Genomic DNA, 23,780 nt, shown 5'->3' on the forward strand with positions numbered 1-23,780 from the left:
AAAGGCGAGAATTCGAGAAGAAAGCGGTGATAGCATGAAAGTCCTTGTGGTAATGGGAAGCAAAAGCGACTCTCACATCGCCGGGAAGGTTACCAAGGTTCTGGAGGAGTTCGGTGTTGAGCACGACGTTGAGGTTGCATCCGCCCACAGGAACCCCAAGAAGGTTGAGGAGCTGGCAAAGAAAGACTACGATGTTTTCATAGCCATAGCGGGCCTAAGCGCGGCCCTACCGGGAGTTATAGCCTCCCACACGACCAGACCCGTGATAGGGGTTCCGGTCTCGGCCAAGCTAGGCGGGCTCGATTCCCTGCTGAGCATCGCACAAATGCCGCCCGGGGTTCCGGTTGCTGCGGTGGGAATAGACAACGGCAGGAACGCGGCTTTGCTCGCCATAGAAATTCTGGCCTTAAAGGATGAAGGCTTAAAGAAAAAGCTTGAGGAGTACAGGGAGAGGATGCGGGGTTAATATCTTTATTTTTATGAAAAAGAAAAAATCAGAGCAGGTGCATCTTTTTAATGAACTCCTGCCCCTGCCACTCCCCGCTCCTCGTCCTGAGCTCCACCATGTGGGCGACCCTCTCGGCCTTCCTCTTCGCCTCACCCACATCACCGTCCCACGCGAGGGCAACGCCCAAACGCCTTCCCCTGTATGCTGAGGGCTTTCCAAAGAACCTGATTGTTGTGTTCGGAACGCTCAGTGCATTGAAAACGTTCCTGAACCTCGGAGCGTAGCCCTCCTGGTTCGACAGGATGACGTGGGTCGCCGCCGGGGTTAGGAGAGGGAACATCCTTACGCCCTTCTCCTCAACAGCGGGTATTGGAAGCCCTAGAATCGCCCTGACGTGGAGCCCCATCTCGGAGAAGCCCGTTGGGTGAGAGGCGAGCGTAACCATCCCCGTGTCGTGGGGCCTCGGTGAGACCTCGTTGGCCCACACTTTATCCCCCTTAACGAACATCTCAACCCCAAAGAGGCCAAGCCCTCCAAGGACATCGGTTATGCGCTTGGCTATGCGGTAAACCTCGCGCTCGGCCTTCTCGCTTATCTCCGCGGGCTGCCAGCTCGCATGATAGTCGCCATCAATCTGGTAGTGTCCGACGGGCTTTGGAAAGGTTGTAACTGTTTTGCCGTTCTCATCGAGATGCCTGACCGCCAGCTCCGTTATCTCGATGTCAAAGTCAATGTGCTCCTCGACGATTATCTTGTCAGCGCTGCCCCTTGCTTTTTTCTTCGCCACCTCCCACGCCTTTGGAACATCCTCCGGGCCTCTCACGAAGTAGGAGCCCTTTCCCGAGGAGCTCATTATGGCCTTCGTGTGGCAGGGGTAGCCTATCCTCTCACAGGCATCGTAGAGCTCATCGAGCGTTGTGGCATAGGCGTAGCGTGACGTCGGAACTTTGGCCTCCTTCGCAAGGGTCTCCCTCGTCCTCTCGCGGTGCATGGCAATCCATGTGGCCCTGGCGTTCGGCACGACAAAGTGGCCCTCATTTTCAATCTCGAAGAGAGCGTCCAGGTTTATGGCCTCAATTTCGGGCACTATTGCATCGGGCTTTTCGCGCTCAACGACGCTCCAGAGGAAGTCCCCGTCCTTCATATTCCCAACATAGCTTTTATGGGCAACCTGCATCGCGGGGGCGTTGGCATAGCGATCAACCGCCACCACCTCAACACCCAGCCTCTGGGCCTCAATGGCTATCTCCTTTCCCAGCTCGCCGCTTCCAAGGAGCATTATCTTAACGGCGGAATCCGTCAGGGGAGTTCCCATCTCGTTCCTTATCATGACCATATCCACCACCCACTTGATTGACATTATAATGTTAAAATTTGCAAATATTTAAGCGTTTTTGAACATGAAAATGATAAAAAATGGCACATGGGGACTCAAACTTCCTTCAGAACCCTTTCTATCACGGGGTCGGTTATGGAATATACCTTCTTCCCCTCCCGGAGTTCACTTTTTATCCAGCTCATCTTTTCGAGGTTTTTCAGGAGGGAGGAGAAACGGGCGTTTGTTATTCTGCCATCATGGGCCTCAAGATATCCCTTTATTTTTTCCCAGCGGTTAAATCCCAGGGCAACCGCCCGTAATATTAGGGTATATCGTCTGCTTCTTCTTTCAAGCTCCCTGATTTCTTCCAGCATGGTTTGCCGTGCCCGTTTCATGGTGAGCTCCAGCGCCTTCTGGGAATCCCTGGTGTGCAGGTAGTGGAATCCGTATTCAACAAGCCAGCCGGGAATTCCATCTAAAACATCAACAGCTTTTTCCAGCTCCCATCTCATTACCTTTAAATTGGCCTCTTCAAAACCCCTCTCAAGAAATTCAAGGGATTTTGCCCTTGTAAACGGCCTTATGGTAATTTCGCTGTATATCCGCCCAAAAAGCAATGCTCCGTAATCATTGAAGCCCAGGAAATCATGAAGGAGGCCAATCTCCGAGCCTGTAAAGACAAAATGTATGTTGGGCAGATTGTCATAGGCGTAGGCCACCAGGGCCAGGAACTCCCTGCCCCCCTTGGTTCCGTAGAATTTTAGATACTGAGCCTCATCAAAGGCGAGTACAACAGGCCTGCCGTTTTCCTCTCCAAATTTATTGAGCTTTTCAAGGAGCTCCACCAGACTCCATTCCTTAAACGAAAGCTCAAACCCCTTTATGGAGAGCTTTGATATGTTCAGGTATGAGAGCAGGGACTTCAGAGCCTTGGGCTTCATATTCAGCAGGGCATTTTTAAGCTCATGTTTGAGCTCATCTTTTGTTATCCATCCGCCAACATTTGTATACAGCTTCCTTGCATCAACATAAACCCCGGTGGCGGTGCTTTCATTGAGCGCAACCTTTAGAAGGGATGATTTGCCAACCCGCCTGATTCCGAGGATAAGGGTTATGGGGTAACTTTCAATCGAGCCGGTTATCCTCTCCAGTTCCTCATCTCTATCAAAAACATCCTCCCTCCTTGTTTTCGGCTGCGGGTCAAAAAGCATATGTATCGCCCCCGATACTTAGTATCGGTACCGATACTTATAATCGTTTTTAGACATTTTAATGTTTATATCCTGTGAAACAACTGCTTTAATTTACATGGAAATGACAAAACTTTTAAAGTCCGCTCCCAAACATCCTCCGGTGATTGGGATGCTAACCTACGCTCAGGCTGGTGTTGATGATGAAAAAACCCGGAAAGCCCTTAGGGGCATCATATCACTCGCAAAGGCATCTTTTGAGTTCAGAAAGGGGAGGCTCGGCGAGCCCAAGGAGGATATAGGCCACTACGCCGCTTTGATGGACTTCAGGGAGTTCTACCTCGCTATGACGACCGATGGTGTGGGCACGAAAATCCTGGTGGCCGAGGCGGTTGAGAAGTACGACACCGTGGGCATTGACATGGTGGCGATGAACGTCAACGACCTCATATGCGTTGGAGCCGAGCCGGTAGCCCTCGTGGACTATCTGGCGGTTAAGGAGCCCGACGATGAGGTTTTTACCCAAATCGCGAGGGGGATATATGAGGGGGCAGAGCAGAGCGGTATGGCAGTTGTGGGAGGGGAGACTGCAGTTCTGCCGGAGCTCGTAAAGGGCTTCGACCTTGCGGGAACCGCTATCGGTGTTGTCGGGAAGGAGAGGGTAATAACGGGGAGGAACATAAAACCGGGAGATGCGGTGATAGGCATTGAGAGCTCGGGGATACATTCAAACGGTTTAACCCTCGCTAGAAAGCTTTTGATCCCGAAGTACGGTCTCGACTACGAGTATGAGGGGAGGGAGCTATGGGAGTGGCTTCTGGAGCCAACGAGGATTTATGTGAAGCCGATTCTGGAGCTTCTGGAAAGCGTTGAGGTTCACGGACTTGCCCACATAACGGGCGGCGGGCTTCTGAACCTCAAGCGCCTCACGCACCACGGCTTTTCCCTCGAAATGCCCGGGATAGACGGGATATTCAGGCTTATCCACGAAAACGGCGTTCCCCTTGATGAGATGTTCCGGGTCTTCAACATGGGCGTTGGTATGGCTGTCATAGTGCCGCCGGAGGAGAGGGAGGAAGCGCTTGATGTGCTCAACAGATACTTCAGGAGCTTCGAGCTCGGAGCGGTTACGGAGAAACCCGGTATCACCGTGGAGAATTACGGGGTGAGGCTGTAGCCAGACTTTCGGAGAGAGTGATAAACTTTATATCCTTCAGAAAGATATCCCATTCGGGGAAGGATGTGGAGCATGGCATGCTGATTGCAGGACAGTCGTTTAACACATTGCTGAAGCTGATCGCTTTTGTTTTTCTCCTCAGGGCATACACAAAGCATTTGCGGAAGTCTGCACTCGTATGGTCGATGGCTTTCTTGGTCGACGCCCTCTCAATACTTTTTGATGTGATGAACAGGGACTACGAGCTTGCGGTATCTCAGGCGGTCGCTGTGTCGCTCCTGTTCTACGGTACGTTCATGTTCCTCGATGAGGAGAACATCGGATTCTCGCCCGCTTACATCAGAAACACCGCGGGCATTGCCCCTCTGATACTGACGATGTATGTCCTGGGGTATTCCTCCTTCAGGGGCTGGGGACCGGATGAGCTGGCGCTCGTCTATGGGATTGCAGGCTTTTTCTACTTTTTCACGGGAGTTCTGCTCGTCGGCCTCAGGGAGATATACTCCCGGAAGGGAATGTATCTTGCAGCCGTTTTCATGCTCTACGGCATCCATAAGATGGACTATCCGTTTTTGAGGCCGGTGGCGTGGTTTGCTCCCATAGGCTTTATCCTGGGTGCTCTTTTCACGCTCATCGAGGTTGTGCTGCTCCTCAACATAATCTCCTCCGAGAAGTTCAAAAAGCTCAGCACAACACCCTTCATGGTGGAGTTCGGGTCTCATGTCCTTGTGGTGGGCCAGAAGGAGTTTCAGGAGATGAAAAAGCGCCTCAGCAACTCCCCTGTTCTCGCATTCCTCAGGGATATGAGGGATGTCCCCGGCACATGGGAGGCATACTTCGTCAGCAATGTTCCGGGTCCCCGAACGGTGCCGCCCACCGGCCTGGAGAAGGCCGTTGAACTCCCCACGTTTATCTCATGAAGGCTGAAAGCATCGGCTCACGGGGAATAATCGTCATAGACTGCCTCGAATACCTGATGATGTATAACGAGTTCCGCTCCATAGCAAAGTTTCTCAGCATCCTAAGGGACTATGTTCTTCTTCATGGTGGCACCATAATAGTTGTGCTCGAGGAGGGGGCATGGAGCGAGAGGCAGCTGACGGTGCTCAGGAGGGTTCTTGGGGCCGGGGACTGAGGACTGAAACGGGTCTGAAACAAAAATCTCTGCTCGAATTGGAGATAAAAGGAGGGAATGAATGCTATGAGAGCCGCCTGTAAAGCTCCTCATAGGCTGAGATTAAATCTCCCCTGTCAAACCTGAAAACGTCCTTGTCAAGGCTTTCCTTGGTCTCGGCATCCCAGAAGCGGCAGGTATCGGGGCTTATCTCGTCTGCGAGAACAATTTCCCCGCGCTCGTTCTTCCCGAACTCAAGCTTGAAGTCGACGAGTATGATACCCCTTTTTCCGAAGTATTCCCTGAGGATTTCGTTGACCCTGAGGGCTATCCGCTCCATCTCCCTGAGCTCATCCTTTCTTATGCCGAGAACCCTTGCGTGGTGGCGGTTTATCATCGGGTCTCCCATGGCATCGTCTTTGTAGTACAGCTCCACCACGGGATCATCAAGCTCCGTTCCTTCGGGGAGGGGCAGCCTTTTCTTCAGGCTCCCGGCAACGACGTTCCTGACAACGACCTCAAGGGGGTACATGTCGAGCCTCTCAACGATGAGCCTGTTTTCTCCTGCCACCCCTATGAAGTGCGTCTTTACCCCCTCCTCCTCAAGCAGTTTGAAAAGCTTCGCCGATATCCTGGCGTTGAGCCAGCCTTTTCCCTTAAACTGTGCCTTCTTTTCGCCGTTAAATGCGGTGGCGTCATCTTTAAACTCCATGATGAGCTTCTTTTCATCGAGCGGAATCATCTTCTTGGCCTTTCCCTCGTAGACCTCCATAGCCTTCACCATAAAAATGTTAAAATTTTGATTATATAAGGTTTTTCTTAACAAGATTTTGTTAATTAAAGGGCAAAGTTTTTAAGCAGGAATCTGTAAAGTTCCAGTGGAAATTAAACTCCCATTTACATTGAAATGTCAAGCCGGTGATTGCATGAGGGAGAAGTGCGGGATTTTTGCTGCAAAGACAGAGAACGCCGGGAGAAAGGCATACTACGCCCTGATGGCGCTCCAGCACAGGGGGCAGGAGAGCGCGGGAATAAGCGTCTGGAGGAATAAAATCAGAACCGTAAAGGGAGGGGGTCTGGTTTCCGAAGTCTTCAGGGGGAGCAGGCTCAGACAGCTGAGGGGAAGAGCGGCTGTTGGGCATGTCAGGTATTCCACATCGGGCTCGCTGAACGAGGCACAGCCGCTGGAGGTCGTCTGCTGCGGAAGGAGTATAGCGGTGGCCCACAACGGCACCCTGACCAACTTCCTCCCGCTCAGGAGGGAGTATGAGAGGAAGGGGGTTAAATTCAGATACTCCATTGACAGCGAGCTTCTCGGCGTTTCATTTCTGTGGCACTTCAGGGAGACCGGGGACGAGTTTGAGGCCATGAAGGAGGTTTTTAATGAGGTCAGGGGAGCGTATGCGGTTGCCTTTCTTTTTGAGGGAAGGCTCCTCGTTGCCAGGGATCCCCTCGGCTTCAGACCGCTGAGCTACGGCTCCGGCGACGGCCATTATTTCGCCTCGGAGGATTCCGCACTGAGGATGTTTGACCTTGAAATCAGGGATGTGAGGCCGGGGGAGGTTTTTCTTGTGGATGAGAATGCGGAGAGTAAGGTTCTGGCCAGGGAGAGGAGAGCCCACTGTGTTTTTGAGTACATATACTTCGCCCGTCCAGACAGCACGCTCAACGGGGTGAATGTCTACCGCTCCAGATACAGGATGGGGGTGGAGCTCGCGAGGGAGGACGATGTGTGCGGGGACGTGGTTATAGCGGTGCCGGATTCGGGAAGGGCGGCCGCCATCGGCTACGCCCGTGAGAGCGGAATTCCCTACGAGGAGGGGCTTATAAAAAACCGCTACATCGGCAGGACGTTCATCACGCCGGGACAGTTCTACAGGGAGCTGAAGGTCAGACTCAAGCTCTCTCCGGTCGTGGAGGTTGTTTCGGGTAAAAAAGTTGTTCTCGTTGATGATTCCATTGTCAGGGGCACCACTATGCGCAGGATAGTCTCCCTGCTGAAGGGGGCGGGGGCTGAGGAGGTGCATGTGAGGATAGCCTCCCCCCCGATCAGGTATCCCTGCTATATGGGGATAGACATTCCCACCAGACACGAACTCATAGCGGCGTGGAGGGGTGTTGAGGGTATAAGGGAAAGCATAGGGGCTGACTCCCTCCGCTATCTCAGCGTTGAAGGGCTGAAGCGGGCGGTGGGCATGGAAGACCTCTGTCTGGCGTGCCTCACGGGAGAGTACCCGGAGTGGGCTTTCCGCTTCTGAGCTTCCTCAGCCTCGCCGCCGAAAACTTGAACTCGGGTGTCCCTGCCTTGTTGAGGGCATCGCTCGTCAGTCTGTTGGCCTTGAAGTGGAAGGGAACCGCAACAACGCCCCTCTGGATATTTCCGAGCTTTGCGCGCATCCTGATCTTCCCGCGCCTCGTTTCAATCTCGACCCAGTCACCATCACGGATTCCGAGCCTCCCCGCATCATCCGGGTTTATCAGCACCCGGGGCTCCCCCATCAGCTTGAGGAGCGAGGGGCTCCGCAGGGTCATCTCGCCTGTATTGTAGTGACTTATGAGCCGTATTGTCGTCAGAATGAATGGATATTCCTGATCAGGTTTCTCCCAGGGGGATATCTGCTCCACCGCTATGAGCCGTGCCCTTCCGTCCTCTGTTGCAAATTCCCACGTGTGGAGTCTCTTCTTCGGAAGGAATATCCCATCGCCCTGCTTAAGCTCCTCAACACTCCTGTCCTCAAGCTCAGGGAAGAGGCGGAAGTACTCGGCGGTGATTTCTTCAACCGAACTGTAATCAAAGCCCGGTAAACCAAGGGCTTTGCCGAGCATGGTCAGAATCTCCCAGTCGGGCTTTGAATCTCCCATCGGTCTGCACACCATGTGGCTCCACTGAATCCTGCGCTCGCTGTTCATGTAAGAACCATCCTTCTCGCAGAAGGCTGAGGCAGGGAGAACATAGTGGGCATACTTTGCGGTTCTGCTCATAAACACGTCCTGGACGACAAGGAGATCGAGCTTTTTGAGGGCCTTCCTGACCCGTGTAAAGTTGGCCTCGCTCACGGCGGGGTTCTCGCCGACGATGTAGAGAGCTCTGACATCTCCGCTCTCTATGGCATCCCAGAGCTCCGTTAGATACAGGCCGCGCTCGGTTGGCAGGTCATCAACCCCCCAGAGAGATGCAACGCGCTTCCTGAATCTGTCGTCGGTTAGAAGCACATAGCCGGGGAGGAACTCGCTCAGCGCTCCCATATACGCCGCTCCCTGAACGTTGTTCTGCCCGCGCATCGGATAGAGACCACCGCGCTCACCTATGTATCCGAGAAGCAGGGCAAGGTCTATAACAGCCAGCACGTTTTCAACGCCCGAAACGTGCTGGGTTAATCCCATGCCCCACATCACAGCGCCGCTTCCGGCTGAAGCAAACTCCCTTGCGACTTCCTTTATGGTGTCTGCGGGGATTCCCGTGACTTTCTCTGCGTACTCGGGGGTGTACTTTCTTACGGCCATTTTTATCTCTGAGAAGCCGGTTGTTCTGGCCTTCACGAATTCCTCATTGTAGAGCTCTTCGTGGATGATAACGTGCATGAGGGCGTTGGCCAGGACTATGTCCGTCCCGGGCCTTGTTATCAGGCCGTAATCTGCGAATGCCATGCTCGTGGTTTTCCTCACGTCCACCACGATTATCCTCGCTCCATTCCTCTTCGCACGGCGTATGTAATCCATGACGACGGGGTGTGTTTCAGCGGGGTTGTAGCCCCATATGAGGATGACGCCGAACCTCTCAAGGTCTTCATAGGGATTTGTCTGGGCTCCTGTGCCCACAGCCATCTTGAGAGCATGCACCGAGGCCTCGTGGCACAGCCTCGCGCAGTTGTCTATGTTGTTCGTGCCGAATAGCCTCGCAATTTTCTGCAGGAGGTAGTTCTCCTCATTGCTAACCTTGGAGGAGGCGAGAAAAGCCACGGCATCCGGGCCGTAGAGCTCCCGTATCTCCAGCAGCTTGGATGCGATCTCATCTATTGCCTGCCCCCAGCTTACAGGTTTTAGGAGATTTCCCGTTCTCTTAAGCGGCCGCCTGAGCCTGTCCCCTGAAAGAACGAACTCGGTCGCATGGAGCCCCTTGGGACAGAGCTTGCCCCTGTTGGGCTCACCCCTGTGGGGTTTAACCTTCATGGTTTTCGGGTCAACGAGAAGCCTGCATCCGAAGCCGCAGTAGGGGCACACGACTGTTTTCACATGATCACCGCTAAGCACGTTGATGGCAAAATAAAAAAGCTTTTGGGTAAAAATGGATGAAAAACTGTTAAACTAAAGGGCCTTCATCAAAAAATATTCGTGGAGCCGTGTATCATCCGTCAGCTCCGGGTGGAACTCAAGGCCGATGATGCTGTTCTGCTCAACACCGACAATCCTGTCGCCGAGCCATGCTATTGGCTTGACCTCCCTGCTCAGGAGCTCAACTATCCGCGGAGCGCGGATGAAGACCCCCTGAAATGGTTCATCATCAAAAGAAAGCCGCAGGGATGCTTCGAAGCTGTCCACCTGCCTGCCGTATGCGTTTCTGTTAACGCGCACATCGAGGAGCTCAAGGAACATCTGCTCCGGCGTTGCACCAACGACCTCCTTTGAGAGCATTATGAGGCCAGCACATGTCCCCATAACCGGAAGCCCGCTCTCGCCGAGCTCCCTGACTTTATCAAAGAGGCCGTTCTTCACCATGAGCCTCGAAATCGTCGTGCTCTCTCCGCCGGGGATTATTATAGCATCGAGGCTACCAAGCTGCTCCGGCCTTTTGAGCCAGAAAACCTCACCATCAACGCCGAGGTTTTCAAGAGCTTTCTTTGAGGCCTCAATGTGCTCGCTCACAGCCCCCTGAACTCCGATAACGCCGACCCTCATACTCCCCTCTCCTCAAGCCTGACCTCAAGCTCGGCTATGTCCTTTCCGCGCATCGGTTCGCCGAGGTTCTTGCTTATCTCGGCTATGAGCTCAGGCTCATCCCAGTGATTTACCGCCTCAACTATTGCCCTCGCCATCTTTGGTGGATTTGAGCTCTTGAAGATTCCAGAACCGACGAACACACCGTCCATGCCCATCTGCATCATCAGTGCGGCGTCTGCAGGAGTTGCAACCCCTCCTGCCGCAAAGTTCACCACAGGAAGGCGGCCGAGCTTCCTTATCTCAAGGAGAACTTTGTAGATACCCTCAACAATGTCCCCGTATGTGTGGCCCTCATAAACCGGCTCGTTTTCAAGAACCTGCCCCTGGAGACCGCTTATTTCCCTCACCTCAATGGCCAGCCTCAGATACGGCTCCGCAAACTTCTCAGCTATGCCGTATATCTGCTCATCTGTCATCCTCTGAATGAGCCTGATGTTTTCGCTTACAAGTCTGACGTGCCTGACAGCTTCAACGATGTTCCCGGTTCCAGCTTCACCTTTCGTCCTTATCATCGCCGCCCCTTCCCATATCCTCCTCACGGCCTCGCCGAGGTTCCTTGCACCGCAGACAAAGGGAACGCTGAACTTCCTCTTATCAACGTGGAAGTAGGGATCGGCTGGCGTTAGAACCTCGCTCTCGTCTATCATATCAACACCCAAAGCCTCAAGAGCGAGGGCCTCGGCATGGTGTCCAATTCTGATTTTCGCCATCACGGGGATGGTAACGGCATCCATAATCTCCTGAATCTTCTCCGGATCTGCCATCCTCGCAACTCCACCGGCCTTTCTTATATCTGCGGGAACCCTCTCAAGGGCCATAACGGCAACCGCTCCTGCCTCCTCGGCTATCCTCGCCTGTTCCGCATTTGTGACATCCATTATGACGCCGCCCTTTACCATCTTGGCAAATCCGCGCTTCAGTCTTTCGGTTCCCTTCATCTCAATTATCCCAAACCTTCCCATGGCAACCACCTTCAAGCTAATTCTTTCAATTATATTCAAGTCAAAACTTGAATATAAACCTTGCCATGAAAACCGGGTGAAGTTCTGGGGAAGAAGGTAGAATGGGAGGAAATTATCATGCTCCGGACTTTCCGGTTATCTCAAGGCTCACGTCAAAGTTCTTCACGCTGTGCGTTAAAGCCCCGAGGCTTATAACATCGATGTCGAGCTTTGCATAACTTTGAATGTTCTCCTCCGTTATGCCGCCGCTCACCTCGATTTTAACCCTCTCCCTGAGCCCCTCGCGCTTTAAAGCCTCAAGAACCTCCTCAATCCGCTCCGGCGTCATGTTGTCGAGCATTATCACATCGGCCCCGGCTTTGGCGGCTTTTAAAGCATCCTCCAGACTCTCCACCTCGACCTCAACGACCTTATAAACGGAGAAGGCCTTTGCACGCCTGATTGCCTCCTCAAGCGGAATCAACGCTAAATGGTTGTCCTTTATGAGTATCGCGTCGCTCAGGGAGAAGCGGTGCATTTCTCCGCCGCCTATGAGTATCGCCCTCTTATCGAGGGGCTTTAAAAGAGTCTTCCTCGTCCCGGCAACCCTCACATTCGGGTTGACGGCTCCAACCTTCTCCATAAGCCGCCTCACCTGTGTGGCTATACCACTCATCCTGCCGATGATGTTTAAAGCCGTGCGCTCCAGGAGGAGGATTTTCCTCGCATTCCCCCTGAGCTTAACGATAACATCGCCCCTCTTCACTTCATCGCCATCTTTAACTTTAAGCTCCACCTCAACGCCGGAGTGCTCGAAGAGGGCCTTAGCCTCCTCCAGACCGGCGATAACCCCGTCCTGCTTTGCTATGATCACGGCATCGGCTTCCAGATCCTCAGGGATTACGGCCTCGCTCGTCACGTCGCCGAAGGGAGCATCCTCCTCCAGAAAGCGCAGGAGATAGTTAATGGAAACCATGTTGCATCACCTTGTCCAGTTTAAGGGTAAAGAAAACCGAAAAGTTTCCCTCCGTACTTAACTACCTGCTCATCTCCAGCATCCTTTCTATTGCCCGCTTGGCTTTTTCGGCGATTTCTTGAGGCACCTCAACCTCGTATTTCTCTTCTTTGAGGGACTCATAGATGTGCTTGAGCGTGATTGACTTCATCCCAATGCAGAAGGCGTCCTCACTCGCGGGGTAAAACTTCTTATCGGGATAGAGCTTCTGCAGGCGGTAGCACATCTCCTTCTCGGTGAAGACGACCCATTCGTCGTGCTGGCAGGCGTTTCTAACCATCCCGCCGGTTGAGACTATTAAATCCGCCCTCTCCTGCACCTCGGGGTTGCACTCGGGGTGAACCATAAGCTTTGCCCTTGGATGCTCCCTTCTAGCGCGCTCAACGTCTTCAACGGTGAACTTCCTATGGACGTAGCAGTGCCCGCCCTCAGGGATGGGTATAATCCTCTTGCCGGTTTTCTCTGCTACATAATACGCTAAATTGTTGTCGGGCCCGAAGATTATGGTGTCCGCGTCGAGCTTCTCCACGATTTTTGCGGCATTTGCTGAGGTAACGGTGACATCGGCGTAGGCCTTGGTCTCGGCGGTCGTGTTCACATAGAGAACCACCGGTGCGTCGGGATAGCGCTTTTTGGCCTCAAGGATGTGTTTAACCTTCAGCATGTTGGCCATCACACACGTTGCCCTTCTCGTCGGGAGGAGCACTTTCTTCGTGGGATTCAGGATTTTGGCGGTTTCGGCCATGAAGTCGACGCCCGCGAATAGGATGATGTCAGCGTTAACATTCACCGCCTTTCTCGCCAGCTCAAGGCTGTCCCCGAGAAAATCGGCTATGTCCTGAACTTCCGGAAGCTGGTAGTTGTGAGCGAGGATTATCGCGTTCTTCTCCTCCTTAAGCTTTAAAATCTCATCAACCAGATCCATCCCTCACCACCTTGATAAAAGCTCTTTCCGGATGTTATAAAAGTTTGCGGGCTACATACTGTTGAGATAACCGTGAGGTGCCAGGCAATAATCAAATTTATCCTCCATCAAGCCGTATCCAGCTTATTCCAGCAGCATCTAAAATCTCAGGATTGTGTATATGTATAAAACTCCCGCGGCAAAAAGCAGGATGGCCGGCACCAGCATCTTTCTGTACACATTTCCGAGTTCCGCTTTGTAGTATTCAGCGGAGAAAACGAGGCACAGATGAACTGGGCTGAATAGCATGCCCATGTATCCGCTCAGATAGGCAAGGGCTATTTTATCAAAGCCCGTAAAGAATGGCAGAAGCAGGGGAAACGCCATGCCCACATAGGCAAAGCTTATTCCCGTCATAATGCCAACCACAAACGGTGTTAGCACTATAACAAGGACTACCGGCAGGTTAAGCTCCAGGATTGTTCTCGGGAGGGTTTCAACGGCATTCGTAACCTGAAGGAGGTACTTGAAATACATCACGGCGATGAGGAGGAAGAGAATTTTTGGCTGAAGGGCGTGTTTTATAATCTCCTTTTTGCTGACCCTTCTGTAGTGAGGAATGAAGGCTGTCAAAAAGCCTATTAAAGCGCCGTAAACCATGTCATAGCCCAGAACAACAGAGATGAGGATTATAACGAGGATTGGATACGTGGTTTTTATCAGCAGAACCGCTCCCTTTCGCCGGTCTCCTTTAATCTCCTCAGGGTCTTTTATCGGTCTGATCAGGAGGAGGTATCCAATTGTGATCATTATGAGGGTAAGGGGAAACATCTTCATGCTGAACTCCCTGACGCTGACCCCCGTCAACGCCGAGGCGATTATTATGGCCTGATACATCGGCCATGAGTGCTCCCACACGTGCCTGAACCAGTAGTTTACGAGGGTCTCCTCTTCGGGCTCCAGATTAAGCCTGTTAGCCACCTGCTCGATCATGGGCGCGGAAACGAGGGCCCCCGCGGGCATGGGCATAAGCCCTATGAGGGCCGGCAGCATTGCGAGCGAGTATTTCGCCTTGGGAAATAGCTCCTTAATGGCGGTTTCCATATCCTTCAGATAGCCAATCTGGGAGAAAACGGACGTCAGGGCCATTATAAAAACGATGATGAGAATCAGCCTTATGGTTCCCCATGCTGTGGAGGATGTGTAGAGGGCATCGGCTAGGCCGTATGGCCTCATCCCGAAGAGAAGGCCGAGGATAACCGAGCCAGCGAATATTGATACGCCGACGTTGACCCTGAGCCTTATGAGGGCTATGACAACCGCAAACGATAGGAGGAGGTACAGGAGATCCATTATCCCACCGGCATGTTAATGTTTAGATGGATGTTTTAAAGATAAAGGACTTATAAGCTTAGCGCCCAGAAGAGGGGTCTCTCAAATTCCTTTCGCGGGTGTGGAAAGTCCCTCCTGAAATGAGCGCCCCTGCTTTCCTCCCTGGCCAGCGCGTTTCTGAGTATTCCCTCGGCCAGAATTTTAAGCCTGGCATCGGTCTCTATATCTTCAAGCTTTTTGAGGCCATCCTTCAGACCGTTTTCGTCCCTCTCTATTCCCGCATGGCTCCAGAGAAGCTCCCTGAGTTCTTCAACATTTCCGGCTTCACCCGCCGAATATTCAATCTCCGGGACATCCCTTATCCTCGGTCTGTCCCTGCATATCGTTCTCACGACCTCAAGACCCGAAACGACGCACTCCAGCAGGGAGTTGCTGGCCAGCCTGTTGGCACCGTGGAAGCCGTTGCTGGCTGCCTCTCCAACGGCATAGAGATTCCTGATCGGTGTTCTGTACCAGAGGTCAACGGATATTCCCCCGATGGAATAGTGCGCTATTGGAAATACCGGAATTAGGTCATTCTCCGGATTTACTCCTTCTTTCCTCAGAAAGGCGTATATCTGTGGAAACCTGCCTTTAAAGTCATCTATGCCGGTCGCATCGAGAAAAACCCTCCTCCCTCTCTGAAGCTGGCGGTAGATGGCCCTCGCAACGACATCCCTCGGCTCAAGCTCGTTGACGAACCTCTCCCCGTCTTCAGTTACCAGCTTTGCCCCCGCGCCCCTGACGGCTTCGCTCACAAGCTTTACCCCATCCCCTGCGATGAAGCCCGTCGGATGGAACTGGACGAATTCGAGGTCCCTCGCGGGAGCGCCCTTCATGATCGCATCACCGATGAGGGTTCCGAGGTTGAGCTCAGAGCCTGCCGTGTATTTGAAGAGCGCAGTGTAGCCCCCGCTGGCCAGAACCGTGGCGTCAAACTTCGTAAGCTCTCCATCAAGAAAAACGCCGTATGCTCTTCTATCTCTGACCGCCAGTGCTTCGGCAGTCCCCTGAATAAAATTCACGCCGAGCTCCTTAGCCCTCACGTAGAGGATTTTCGTCATGTGCTTTCCTGTCTCGTTCTTTATCGTGAAAACCCTCGGAAAGCTGTGTCCCCCTTCCACCTCATTCCCCTCAAACTCAAGGCCGAGGCTCAGGAGAAATGAATACGCCTCTGAGGACTTGGCTATCACATTCCAGACCGCTTCCTCATCGTTCAGATACCTTCCCGCCCTGATTGTGTCGAGAACATGAGCCTTCAGTGAATCCTCCTCACGGACTGGCAGTGCAATACCAGCCTGAGCCAGATAGGAGTTCGTCTTTTTTATTCCCGAGTGAATGAGGGTCACGTCATAGCCCCGCCTGGCAAGGGCTATCGCTGCTGTTAATCCTGCTATCCCCCCACCTATCACACCGACTTCCGTCATTGTCATCGCCTGAGAAAACTCCGGGCCGGGGCTTATAACTCTTCTCAATATGGTGAAATGGGAGGGAAATTATTTTCCAACCGGATAGTTCGGGGCCTCGTTCGTGATGAATATGTCGTGCGGGTGGCTCTCCTGATAGCCGGCGTGCGTTATTATAACGAACTCTCCCCTCTCCTTGAGCTCCTCTATGCTCGCCGCTCCTACGTAGCCCATTCCCGCTCTGAGGCCGCCGACGAGCTGGTAGAGCACCTCACCAACGCTTCCCTTGTAGGGGACAACGCCTTCAACGCCTTCGGGGACAAATTTGCGCGTCTTCATATGCCCCTTCTGGTAGTATCTTTCGGCACCGCCCTTCATCATCGCCCCGAGGGAGCCCATTCCGCGGTACTGTTTATAGCGCCTCCCGTTTATGACAACCTCATTGCCCGGCGCTTCCTTCGTTCCCGCAAGGAGCCCACCGAGCATTACCGCATCTGCACCAGCTGCTATTGCCTTAACTATGTCTCCGGAGTAGCGTATTCCGCCGTCGGCTATGACATGAAGTCCGTACTCCCCCGCCCTATCGGCGACCATGGATATTGCGGTTATCTGGGGAACACCTACGCCCGCAACAACCCTAGTAGTACATATGCTTCCCGGGCCAATGCCCACTTTAACGGCATCCGCGAAGGTTAAATCATCGACGGCCTTCGGGTTTGCGATGTTTCCCACGATGAGGTCGGCATCCACGGCCTTCCTTATCTCCTTCATTGCCTTTATGGCCTTGAGGTTGTGTGCGTGTGCCGTATCAATGACTATGATATCGGCGCCTGCCCTGTCGAGGGCCCTTGCCCTCTCAAGGTCAAAGGGGCCCACAGCGGCCGCAACTATTAAGTCGCCGTTTCCGTCCCTGACGGCGTTTTTATATTTGCGGCGCATCATGAGGTCGCTCATGGTTATGAGGCCCAGGAGCCTGCCCTCTCCATCCACCACGGGCAGCCTGTCAATTTTGTTTTCAACCATTATGTGCATGGCCTCTTCAACGCTTATGTCCTCGCCAACGGTGATTACATCCTTGGTCATTATCTCGCTTACCTTCTGGCCCTCCTTCGCCGCTATGTCCTTCTTTGAGAGTATCCCAACAACCCTGTCCCCATCAACGACCGGCAGACCATCTATGCCCTCACGCTCCATTATGAAGAGCGCGTAGTCCACGGTCTCTTCGGGCCCTATGGTTATGACGTCCTCCACTATAAGGCGCTCAGCCCTCTTCACGCGCTTCACCATCTCAACCTGCTCACGAATGCCCATGTTCCTGTGGATCACCCCGAGGCCGCCCTCGCGAGCCATCGCCACCGCCATCTCCCATTCCGTAACCGTGTCCATGGCCGCACTCAAAATCGGGATGTTAAGCTTTATTCCGGGTGTAATCCGTGTAGAAACATCCACATCCTTGGGCTCGACCTCGGTCGCCTGCGGGATTAAAAGCACGTCATCGAATGTGTAACCTCTGATAGCATGGAGAATCTTCTCCTCGAATTTTTTCACATTCTTGTTCATAATATTTCAGCCTCCCCACCCTTTTTAACATGAATCTGTTCCGGGTTTTTAAGGGTTTCTAATGCCTCTGGCGCTGTGAGGTTCCTGCTGTCTTTGGAGGCATATCCTGCGGGGGCTAATAGCGTTGGAATAATGCCGTGCCCGGTGGCTATGCAGGGGCTTTTTCCTGAGGGCGCCTGTAAGCTGATCATCCATCGTATTTCAGCGTTAATCCTCGAATGACAATCGGTTTTGCACTGATTTCCCGGAGATAAAGTTTTTAAATCGATCCAGAAGGGTCTCACGGGGTGATCTTTAATGAGGAAGGTCTTCATAGCCCTTGCCCATCTCGCTCCGATACTGCTGATAGTTGCGCTCCTCGCAATTGCAGTCTGAAAAAGTGACAATTATATTGCCGGAATAATGTCCATGATTCAAACATTTTTCGTTATTTTTCCTATTGTTGTCAGAAGTTCAAAAAAGCGGCAAAAAGTTTAATAACCTCTCCCTGCTCCCTTTATTCGGTGATTCCAAGATGAGGGGGGAGTACCAAACCCATTCGTAGGAAAGGTCTTGAGGAGAAGGGCTATTCTGAGATAGAGCTTCTGGAGGAAGTTTTGAAGGAAGGACTTTTGTGGGCTGCTCTTGGAAGGCCTCTTGAAGTGATGCCGTTTCTGAGGGGCAAACTTTTGAGCAACGGCCACAGTGATAACGCCAAGAGGGAGCTTGAGTATCTCCTGAATGAGCTTGAGAGGTTTTACAGGAGGGTCGCGTGCTGCGGCGGAATCGAGGAGAAGCACATGAGGGCAATTAAGTCCTTCCGCAGGGATATTGAGTCGATTCTGGCCTTTGAGAATTCCAAAGCTTTTTAATCTCCGCCTCCAACTTTTCTTTGGAATGATGAGGGAAGTTTCGTCCGAGCGGTGAGGAAACTCGCATGGGCTGACCGCCTCTTCTTTAATTTGCAGACTCCGGGTGAGAAAAATGAATCTCCGGCGGTACATACACCACCTTAAAGAGCTCGTGGAGCTTGAGAGAAAGGCAGAGATAGACGCCATGAGGGAGGAGATGAGGAAGCTCTCCGGCAGGGATCGGGAGAAAGCCGGCAGGGCTGTCTTGGGCCTTAACGGCAGGGTCGCCGGTGAGGAGTTCGGCTTCAGGCTTGTCAAATACGGCCGTGAGAGGGAGATAAAGACGGAGATAAGCGTGGGGGATCTTGTTGTGATAAGCCGGGGAAATCCCCTTGTGAGCGATTTAATCGGAACCGTTGTTGAGAAAGGGAGGCGGTATATGATTGTGGCGCTTGAGAGCGTTCCGCGCTGGGCCCTTAAAAATGCCCGGATAGACCTCTACGCCAATGACGTTACGTTCAAAAGGCAGATTGAGAATCTCGAAAAGCTCTGTGAGAGCGGGAAGCGGGCTTTAAGGTTTGCCCTAGGCATGGAGGAGCCGGGGGAAACTTCCGGTGCTGAGTTTGAGCCCTCTGACACCGGGCTTAACAGAAGCCAGATGGAGGCGGTTTCGCTCGCACTGGGGAGCGATGACTTCTTCCTGATTCACGGCCCGTTCGGTACGGGAAAGACGAGAACCATTGCGGAACTCATTCTGCAGGAAGTTAAGCGCGGAAATAAGGTTTTGGCCACAGCCGAGAGCAACGTAGCCGTTGACAACCTCGTGGAGCGCCTGTGGGGGAAGGTTAATCTCGTGCGTCTGGGGCATCCTTCAAGGGTTTCAAGGCATCTGAGGGAATGCACGCTGGCGTATCAGGTTGAGAGCCACGGGAAGTACAAGAGGGTGAGAGAGCTTAGGAACAGAGCCGAGAGGCTGGTGATTCTCAGGGATCAGTTCATAAAGCCAACCCAGCAGTGGAGGAGGGGGCTGACTGATAGGCAGATAGTAAAGCTCGCTGAGAAGGGAATCGGGGCTAGAGGCGTTCCTGCAAAGGTCGTTGGATCAATGGCCCAGTGGATAAGGTTCAATGAGGAGATTCAGAAGCTTTATGATGCCGCAAAACAGGTGGAGGAGGGGATAATCAGGGAGATAATGGAGAGGGCGGAGGTCGTTCTGAGCACGAACTCATCGGCGGCACTGGAGTTCATGGAGGGGATTGAGTTTGATGTTGCCGTGGTGGATGAGGCTTCTCAGGCGACCATTCCGAGCATCCTCATACCCGTTTCGAAGGCAGAGAGGTTCATCTTGGCCGGAGATCATAAACAGCTGCCGCCAACGGTACTCAGCGAGGATGCTGAGGAGCTGAGCAGGACGCTTTTTGAAATGTTAATAGAGCGCTATCCCCGGAAAGCTAAAATGCTCACCGTCCAGTACAGGATGAATTCCCGTCTTATGGAGTTTCCCAGCAGGGAGTTCTACGAAGGCAGGATAGAGGCTGACGAAAGCGTTAGGAACATAACGCTCGCCGACCTTGGAGTTAAATGCCCCGAGAATGGCCCCTGGGAAGAGGTTCTAAAGCCTGAGAACGTTCTGGTCTTCATCGACACCTCCAGGCTTAAAAACCGCTTCGAGAGGCAGCGTTATGGAAGCGAGAGCCGTGAGAATCCGCTGGAGGCGAAGCTCGTTAAGGAGACCGTCGAGGGACTCTTAGAGCTCGGCGTTAAGGCCGAGTGGATCGGCGTCATAACGCCCTACGACGACCAGCGCGACCTGATAAGCTCCCTCCTGCCCGAGGAAGTTGAGGTGAAGACGGTAGACGGCTATCAGGGCAGGGAAAAGGAGGTAATCGTTCTCTCCTTCGTCCGCTCCAACAGAAAGGGTGAGCTCGGCTTCCTGAAGGATCTGAGAAGGTTAAACGTCTCACTGACGAGGGCAAAGAGGAAGCTGATTTTGATAGGGGATTCCTCGACGCTGAGCGTCCATCCGACCTATAAACGGCTGGTGGAGTTCGTGGGGGCGAAGGAGACGGTTGTTGATGCAAACTCTCTGTTCAAAACCCGAAGTTTGCGAAACGCTTAAGAAAAAAACGCTTATCCCTGTTGGGGAGGTTAATTGAGCAACGTCCGCAGGGTGCTTCAAATTGGCCTTGCCCATAAACGTTACATGGCTCTCATCATAATCCTTGGGACTATCTCAACGCTCCTCTCGGCGATGGTGCCCTTCTACCTCAGGGACTTCTCGCAAACCTTGAAAGACTAGGCACACGGGAAATTCTTGAGTACATCGGGATAATCGTTCTCCTTTACACGGCCTCTACAATTATTTATCTCTACTCTGGCTTCGTGAGCAACTTTGCCGAGACCAAAGCCGCTGCCTGGCTAAAGAGGAAGCTATTCATCTCAACACTCCTAGCTGAAGACCTCGACACCGGCGATGCCCTCTCCCGCATCCAGTCTGACACGGAGATAGTTGGCAGGATGGGCATGTCCCTGATTCCCGCTGTAATTATCGAAGCCTTCTCGCTCTTCGTTTCCATCATCGTCGTCTTCAGGCTGAACTTCTACCTCGGCACCATTACGCTTCTCACCCTCCCCGTCTACGGTCTCTCGCTCAGGGCCTTTATCCACGGTCTCAAGATAGCATCGGCCGAGGAGAGAAAGAGGTACTCGGAGACGGTTGAGTACTTCAAGGAGGGCCTCGACGGCAGGCTCGATGCAAAGTCCCTGGATGCCTTCAGCTACCTGGTGGAGAGGGTTTCGAGGAAGCTAGACGAGTGGGTTGAGGCCTCGAAGAGGGTCGCATTCTACAGTAGCGCCAACTACGGCCTGCAGTCGTATCTCTCGACGATTCTCCCGCTCCTTATCCTGCTCTCCGTCGTTGTCCTCGTCAAAAATGATATGGCGACACTCTCATCTGCTGTGGCCGTTTTCTCGTACCTTGGCAGGGTTTACTACCCGGTTGAACGCTTTGCCTTCTTCTGGAGTAGCTACCATCGCGCGGTTCCGGTTATAGAGAGAATATGGGATATCATCGAGCGGGAGATTCCAGGGCGGAAAAAGCTTGTCTGCTCTCCGGACTCCTATGAAGTCAAGCTGAGGAACGTCTCTTTATCCTACGGGGATTCGAGAGTCCTCAAAGGAATCAACGGGAAAATCCCTGAGGGAGGAAAGCTCGGGATAGTCGGGCCTTCAGGCGTTGGAAAAACAACGCTCGCCCTAATCCTCGCTGGGCTTATTGAGCCGACTGGGGGCGAGGTGAGCGTTGGCAACTGTCCTCCGTCTGCCTTGCTCGGCGATTTCCTCATATACGTTCCCTCTCACCCGTACCTCTTCACCGGAACCCTTCGCGAGAACCTGACGCTTGGAAAGGAAATCCCTGACTGGAGGCTCGGGGAATTGCTCGGGGCTGTGGAGCTCAGCGATTTTGACCTCGACTACGTGATTGAAGAGGGTGGTAAGAACCTCTCGCTGGGACAGAGGCAGAGGATTGGTCTTGCTAGGGCTCTGGCACGGAACCCACGGATTCTAATCCTCGATGAGGCAACCTCCGGCATGGACTCAGAGAGGGAAGCGAGAGTTCTTAGGAGGCTCCTGGAGAGCGAGATGACTTTAATCATAATCTCTCACAGGCTCTCGACGGTCAGAGGAATGGAAGAGATTTGGGTTCTTGATGGGGGTAGAATCATCTGCAGGGGAATGCATGAGGAGCTCTTCGAGAGCTGTGAACGCTACCGCGAGCTGTTCAGGGAGCAGGAGAGGCCATGAGAAAAGGTCGTGGACACGAAAGTTAATATAGAGTGAATTTGCAAGCATGAAGAGATACCGAAAAGGAACATCTTTTTAAAGGATACCCCCGAAACATGTTTCGGGGGTCGGGATGAACCAGTGGTTTTCCCCTCGTCCAAGGGAGAGGGTGGAGGAACTTTTTGGAAGGGAGGCCGAAGTTAGAAGGCTAATCAACACCCTCGAATCAAACAGCTGGGTCGCGGTTTTGGGCCCAAGAATGGCCGGAAAGACGAGTCTTGCGATTGCATCTTCCAGGGAGTTCGCAAAGAGGTATGGATATTCTGTCGTCTATATAGATTTGAGAAACTCAACGACCCTTCGAGAAGCCACCGAAAGGATACTCCGCAACCTCCCAAGGGGTGTCATCAGGAAGATTGGGAGATATCTATCAGCCATTACGATTAAAGGCCTTGAAATCAGGCTGAAACCCAGTGCCTCCGCATCGGGAGCCCTTGAGGAAGCCCTCAGAAATCTAAAGAAAACCGTAATCATCTTTGATGAGATACAAAAAGTCAAAGAAGGACTGCCCCAGTTTCTCAATGCGCTATCCGTCATATTCAACGAGAATCCTGAACTGTTGATAGTCTTTTCTGGCTCGTATGCTGGACTCGTGAAAAAACTGTTTTCTCAGACATATTCGGAGGGTCTCTACGCCAGACAACCCATTGAGATAACGCTTAACCCCTGGGAACGGGACGTCGCGGAGGAGTTCCTGCGGGAAGGACTCAATGAGTGTGGAGTAAAAGTATCGGAGAAAGAACTTGAGGACATCCTGTGGGAACTTGGAACCCTGCCGGGCTGGCTCAGCGCCTACGGCTTAAGACGCTGTTTGGGGGATGAACATGTAAAAGCCCTCCACAGAGTCAGCGAAAGTGCAGTAAAAGAAGCCAAACGAGAACTTGAGAACCTACTGGAGGGAAGGTCTCCAAGTGCCCCAATGGCCATAAAACTGCTCTCATACGGAGCAACTTGGAGCGAACTGGAAAAAACAGGCATTTCAAAAAGAGCTCTTCATTCTCTCTTAGATGCGCTAATGAACGACCTTTACGTCGTCTCAAAATCCCAAATCGGGAACCGGGTTGTGTACAGGTTCACCGAACCGTCCTATCGAAAGGCGGCACTGCTGATGCAAGGGAGATGATACCATGTTCCTCTACACTAAAAACTTCGACGAGCAAAAGGCCAGAGCTATGGAGGGCCTGAGGAGAGCTCTGGCTGAAAACAAGGTAGATGGTGATATAATTCCTCTCTTGGAGGAAATCAACTCCCTCGATAATTATTTTACTACCTCCTCCTGCTCTGGCAGAATCTCGGTTATGGAGATGCCCCACTTCGGGGACAAGGTGAACTCGGTCTGGCTCGGCAAGTGGCACCGCGAGGTTACCGTTGGGGAGGTTCTTGAGGCAATCGGGAGGCACTCAAAGGGCCAGCTTTGGTTTTTAGTTAGAAGTCCAATCCTCCACGTTTCGGCTAAGACAATGGAGGATGCGGTAAAGCTACTCAACCTTGCGATAGGCCTTGGCTTCAAGTATTCGAACATAAAGAGCGTCAGCCACAAGAAGCTCCTCGTTGAGATTCGCTCCACCGAGAGAATGGACGTCCCCCTCGGCTCTGACGGGGAGCTCTGGGTGGATGAGGAGTATATCAAGAAAATCGTAAACCTCGCCAATGCACAGGTGAGGCGCATAAAGGGGAAGTTGAAGAGACTGGAGGAAGAGATTGAAAGGCTAAAAAGTTAAAGGC

General features: G+C 52.7%; 23 protein-coding genes. 11 read left to right on the plus strand and 12 right to left on the minus strand.

Annotated elements, in window-relative coordinates; translation table 11 throughout:
- Window positions 1–34: 34 nt before the first annotated feature.
- A complete protein-coding gene (gene purE / locus ACYQ27_RS00790) occupies window positions 35–466 on the plus strand; it encodes a 5-(carboxyamino)imidazole ribonucleotide mutase (RefSeq protein WP_460040778.1) in 432 nt (143 codons plus the stop codon).
- Between the two features lie 28 nt (window positions 467–494).
- Here purE and purT read toward each other — a convergent pair whose 3' ends face one another.
- Both purT and ACYQ27_RS00800 read right to left on the minus strand, forming a co-directional pair.
- Window positions 495–1,784 carry a phosphoribosylglycinamide formyltransferase 2 gene (gene purT, locus ACYQ27_RS00795; protein WP_460041751.1) on the minus strand — a complete coding sequence of 430 codons (1,290 nt, stop codon included), beginning with the start codon at window positions 1,782–1,784 and terminating at the stop codon, window positions 495–497.
- Between the two features lie 95 nt (window positions 1,785–1,879).
- Window positions 1,880–2,977, minus strand: coding sequence for an AAA family ATPase (locus ACYQ27_RS00800; RefSeq protein ID WP_460040779.1), 1,098 nt, complete (start codon window positions 2,975–2,977; stop codon window positions 1,880–1,882).
- A gap of 151 nt (window positions 2,978–3,128) precedes the next feature.
- On the opposite strand from ACYQ27_RS00800, the gene purM reads away from it, so the two are divergent.
- The 3 genes from purM to ACYQ27_RS00815 all read left to right on the plus strand — a co-directional run bounded on the left by purM (window position 3,129) and on the right by ACYQ27_RS00815 (window position 5,268).
- Window positions 3,129–4,133: a phosphoribosylformylglycinamidine cyclo-ligase gene (purM, locus tag ACYQ27_RS00805; RefSeq protein ID WP_460041752.1), complete on the plus strand. Its 1,005-nt coding sequence runs from the start codon at window positions 3,129–3,131 to the stop codon at window positions 4,131–4,133.
- Window positions 4,134–4,198: 65 nt separating this feature from the next.
- Complete coding sequence (locus ACYQ27_RS00810) at window positions 4,199–5,053, plus strand: hypothetical protein (RefSeq protein ID WP_460040780.1); 855 nt, start codon at window positions 4,199–4,201, stop codon at window positions 5,051–5,053.
- Complete coding sequence (locus ACYQ27_RS00815; protein ID WP_460040781.1) at window positions 5,050–5,268, plus strand: DUF835 domain-containing protein; 219 nt, start codon at window positions 5,050–5,052, stop codon at window positions 5,266–5,268. Before ACYQ27_RS00810 ends, ACYQ27_RS00815 begins: the two co-directional genes overlap by 4 nt.
- Window positions 5,269–5,332: 64 nt before the next feature.
- On the opposite strand, the gene purC is transcribed toward ACYQ27_RS00815, so the two are convergent.
- Window positions 5,333–6,019 carry a phosphoribosylaminoimidazolesuccinocarboxamide synthase gene (gene purC / locus ACYQ27_RS00820; RefSeq protein WP_456394158.1) on the minus strand — a complete coding sequence of 229 codons (687 nt, stop codon included), beginning with the start codon at window positions 6,017–6,019 and terminating at the stop codon, window positions 5,333–5,335.
- A 154-nt stretch (window positions 6,020–6,173) separates the two neighbouring features.
- Here purC and purF point away from each other — a divergent pair, with 154 nt between their 5' ends.
- Window positions 6,174–7,505, plus strand: coding sequence for an amidophosphoribosyltransferase (purF, locus tag ACYQ27_RS00825; RefSeq protein ID WP_460040782.1), 1,332 nt, complete (start codon window positions 6,174–6,176; stop codon window positions 7,503–7,505).
- On the opposite strand, the gene fdhF is transcribed toward purF, so the two are convergent.
- From fdhF to ACYQ27_RS00870, 9 genes are all read right to left on the minus strand, one after another.
- Complete coding sequence (gene fdhF / locus ACYQ27_RS00830; RefSeq protein WP_460040783.1) at window positions 7,468–9,480, minus strand: formate dehydrogenase subunit alpha; 2,013 nt, start codon at window positions 9,478–9,480, stop codon at window positions 7,468–7,470. The two genes, purF and fdhF, sit on opposite strands and share 38 nt — an antisense overlap.
- 72 nt (window positions 9,481–9,552) lie before the next feature.
- Window positions 9,553–10,143, minus strand: coding sequence for a pyridoxal 5'-phosphate synthase glutaminase subunit PdxT (pdxT, locus tag ACYQ27_RS00835; protein WP_456453767.1), 591 nt, complete (start codon window positions 10,141–10,143; stop codon window positions 9,553–9,555).
- On the minus strand, window positions 10,140–11,147 hold the full coding sequence (gene pdxS / locus ACYQ27_RS00840; RefSeq protein WP_460040784.1) for a pyridoxal 5'-phosphate synthase lyase subunit PdxS: 1,008 nt from the start codon (window positions 11,145–11,147) through the stop codon (window positions 10,140–10,142). Before pdxS ends, pdxT begins: the two co-directional genes overlap by 4 nt.
- Before the next feature lie 115 nt (window positions 11,148–11,262).
- Window positions 11,263–12,102, minus strand: a complete 840-nt coding sequence (nadC, locus tag ACYQ27_RS00845; protein ID WP_460040785.1) for a carboxylating nicotinate-nucleotide diphosphorylase — start codon at window positions 12,100–12,102, stop codon at window positions 11,263–11,265.
- Window positions 12,103–12,163: 61 nt separating this feature from the next.
- Window positions 12,164–13,066, minus strand: coding sequence for a quinolinate synthase NadA (gene nadA / locus ACYQ27_RS00850; RefSeq protein ID WP_460040786.1), 903 nt, complete (start codon window positions 13,064–13,066; stop codon window positions 12,164–12,166).
- Window positions 13,067–13,204: 138 nt separating this feature from the next.
- Window positions 13,205–14,398, minus strand: coding sequence for a TIGR00529 family membrane protein (locus ACYQ27_RS00855; RefSeq protein WP_460040787.1), 1,194 nt, complete (start codon window positions 14,396–14,398; stop codon window positions 13,205–13,207).
- Between the two features lie 50 nt (window positions 14,399–14,448).
- Window positions 14,449–15,843, minus strand: coding sequence for an L-aspartate oxidase (locus ACYQ27_RS00860; protein ID WP_460041753.1), 1,395 nt, complete (start codon window positions 15,841–15,843; stop codon window positions 14,449–14,451).
- A 69-nt stretch (window positions 15,844–15,912) separates the two neighbouring features.
- On the minus strand, window positions 15,913–17,370 hold the full coding sequence (gene guaB / locus ACYQ27_RS00865; RefSeq protein WP_460041754.1) for an IMP dehydrogenase: 1,458 nt from the start codon (window positions 17,368–17,370) through the stop codon (window positions 15,913–15,915).
- Between the two features lie 8 nt (window positions 17,371–17,378).
- Window positions 17,379–17,696 carry a hypothetical protein gene (locus tag ACYQ27_RS00870; protein ID WP_460040788.1) on the minus strand — a complete coding sequence of 106 codons (318 nt, stop codon included), beginning with the start codon at window positions 17,694–17,696 and terminating at the stop codon, window positions 17,379–17,381.
- Window positions 17,697–18,026: 330 nt separating this feature from the next.
- Between ACYQ27_RS00870 and ACYQ27_RS00875 the strand changes: the two genes are divergently transcribed.
- The 6 genes from ACYQ27_RS00875 to taw3 all read left to right on the plus strand — a co-directional run bounded on the left by ACYQ27_RS00875 (window position 18,027) and on the right by taw3 (window position 23,776).
- Window positions 18,027–18,233, plus strand: a complete 207-nt coding sequence (locus tag ACYQ27_RS00875) for a hypothetical protein (RefSeq protein WP_456394132.1) — start codon at window positions 18,027–18,029, stop codon at window positions 18,231–18,233.
- 112 nt (window positions 18,234–18,345) lie between these two features.
- Window positions 18,346–20,331, plus strand: a complete 1,986-nt coding sequence (locus ACYQ27_RS00880) for an IGHMBP2 family helicase (RefSeq protein ID WP_456453900.1) — start codon at window positions 18,346–18,348, stop codon at window positions 20,329–20,331.
- Window positions 20,332–20,364: 33 nt separating this feature from the next.
- On the plus strand, window positions 20,365–20,511 hold the full coding sequence (locus ACYQ27_RS00885) for a hypothetical protein (RefSeq protein WP_456453899.1): 147 nt from the start codon (window positions 20,365–20,367) through the stop codon (window positions 20,509–20,511).
- A gap of 11 nt (window positions 20,512–20,522) precedes the next feature.
- Complete coding sequence (locus ACYQ27_RS00890) at window positions 20,523–22,016, plus strand: ABC transporter ATP-binding protein (RefSeq protein ID WP_460041755.1); 1,494 nt, start codon at window positions 20,523–20,525, stop codon at window positions 22,014–22,016.
- Window positions 22,017–22,128: 112 nt separating this feature from the next.
- Window positions 22,129–23,178, plus strand: a complete 1,050-nt coding sequence (locus ACYQ27_RS00895; RefSeq protein ID WP_460040789.1) for an AAA family ATPase — start codon at window positions 22,129–22,131, stop codon at window positions 23,176–23,178.
- A 4-nt stretch (window positions 23,179–23,182) separates the two neighbouring features.
- Complete coding sequence (taw3, locus tag ACYQ27_RS00900; RefSeq protein WP_456453799.1) at window positions 23,183–23,776, plus strand: tRNA(Phe) 7-((3-amino-3-carboxypropyl)-4-demethylwyosine(37)-N(4))-methyltransferase Taw3; 594 nt, start codon at window positions 23,183–23,185, stop codon at window positions 23,774–23,776.
- The last annotated feature ends 4 nt before the right edge of the window (window positions 23,777–23,780 follow it).

Source organism: Thermococcus atlanticus (assembly GCF_054657855.1).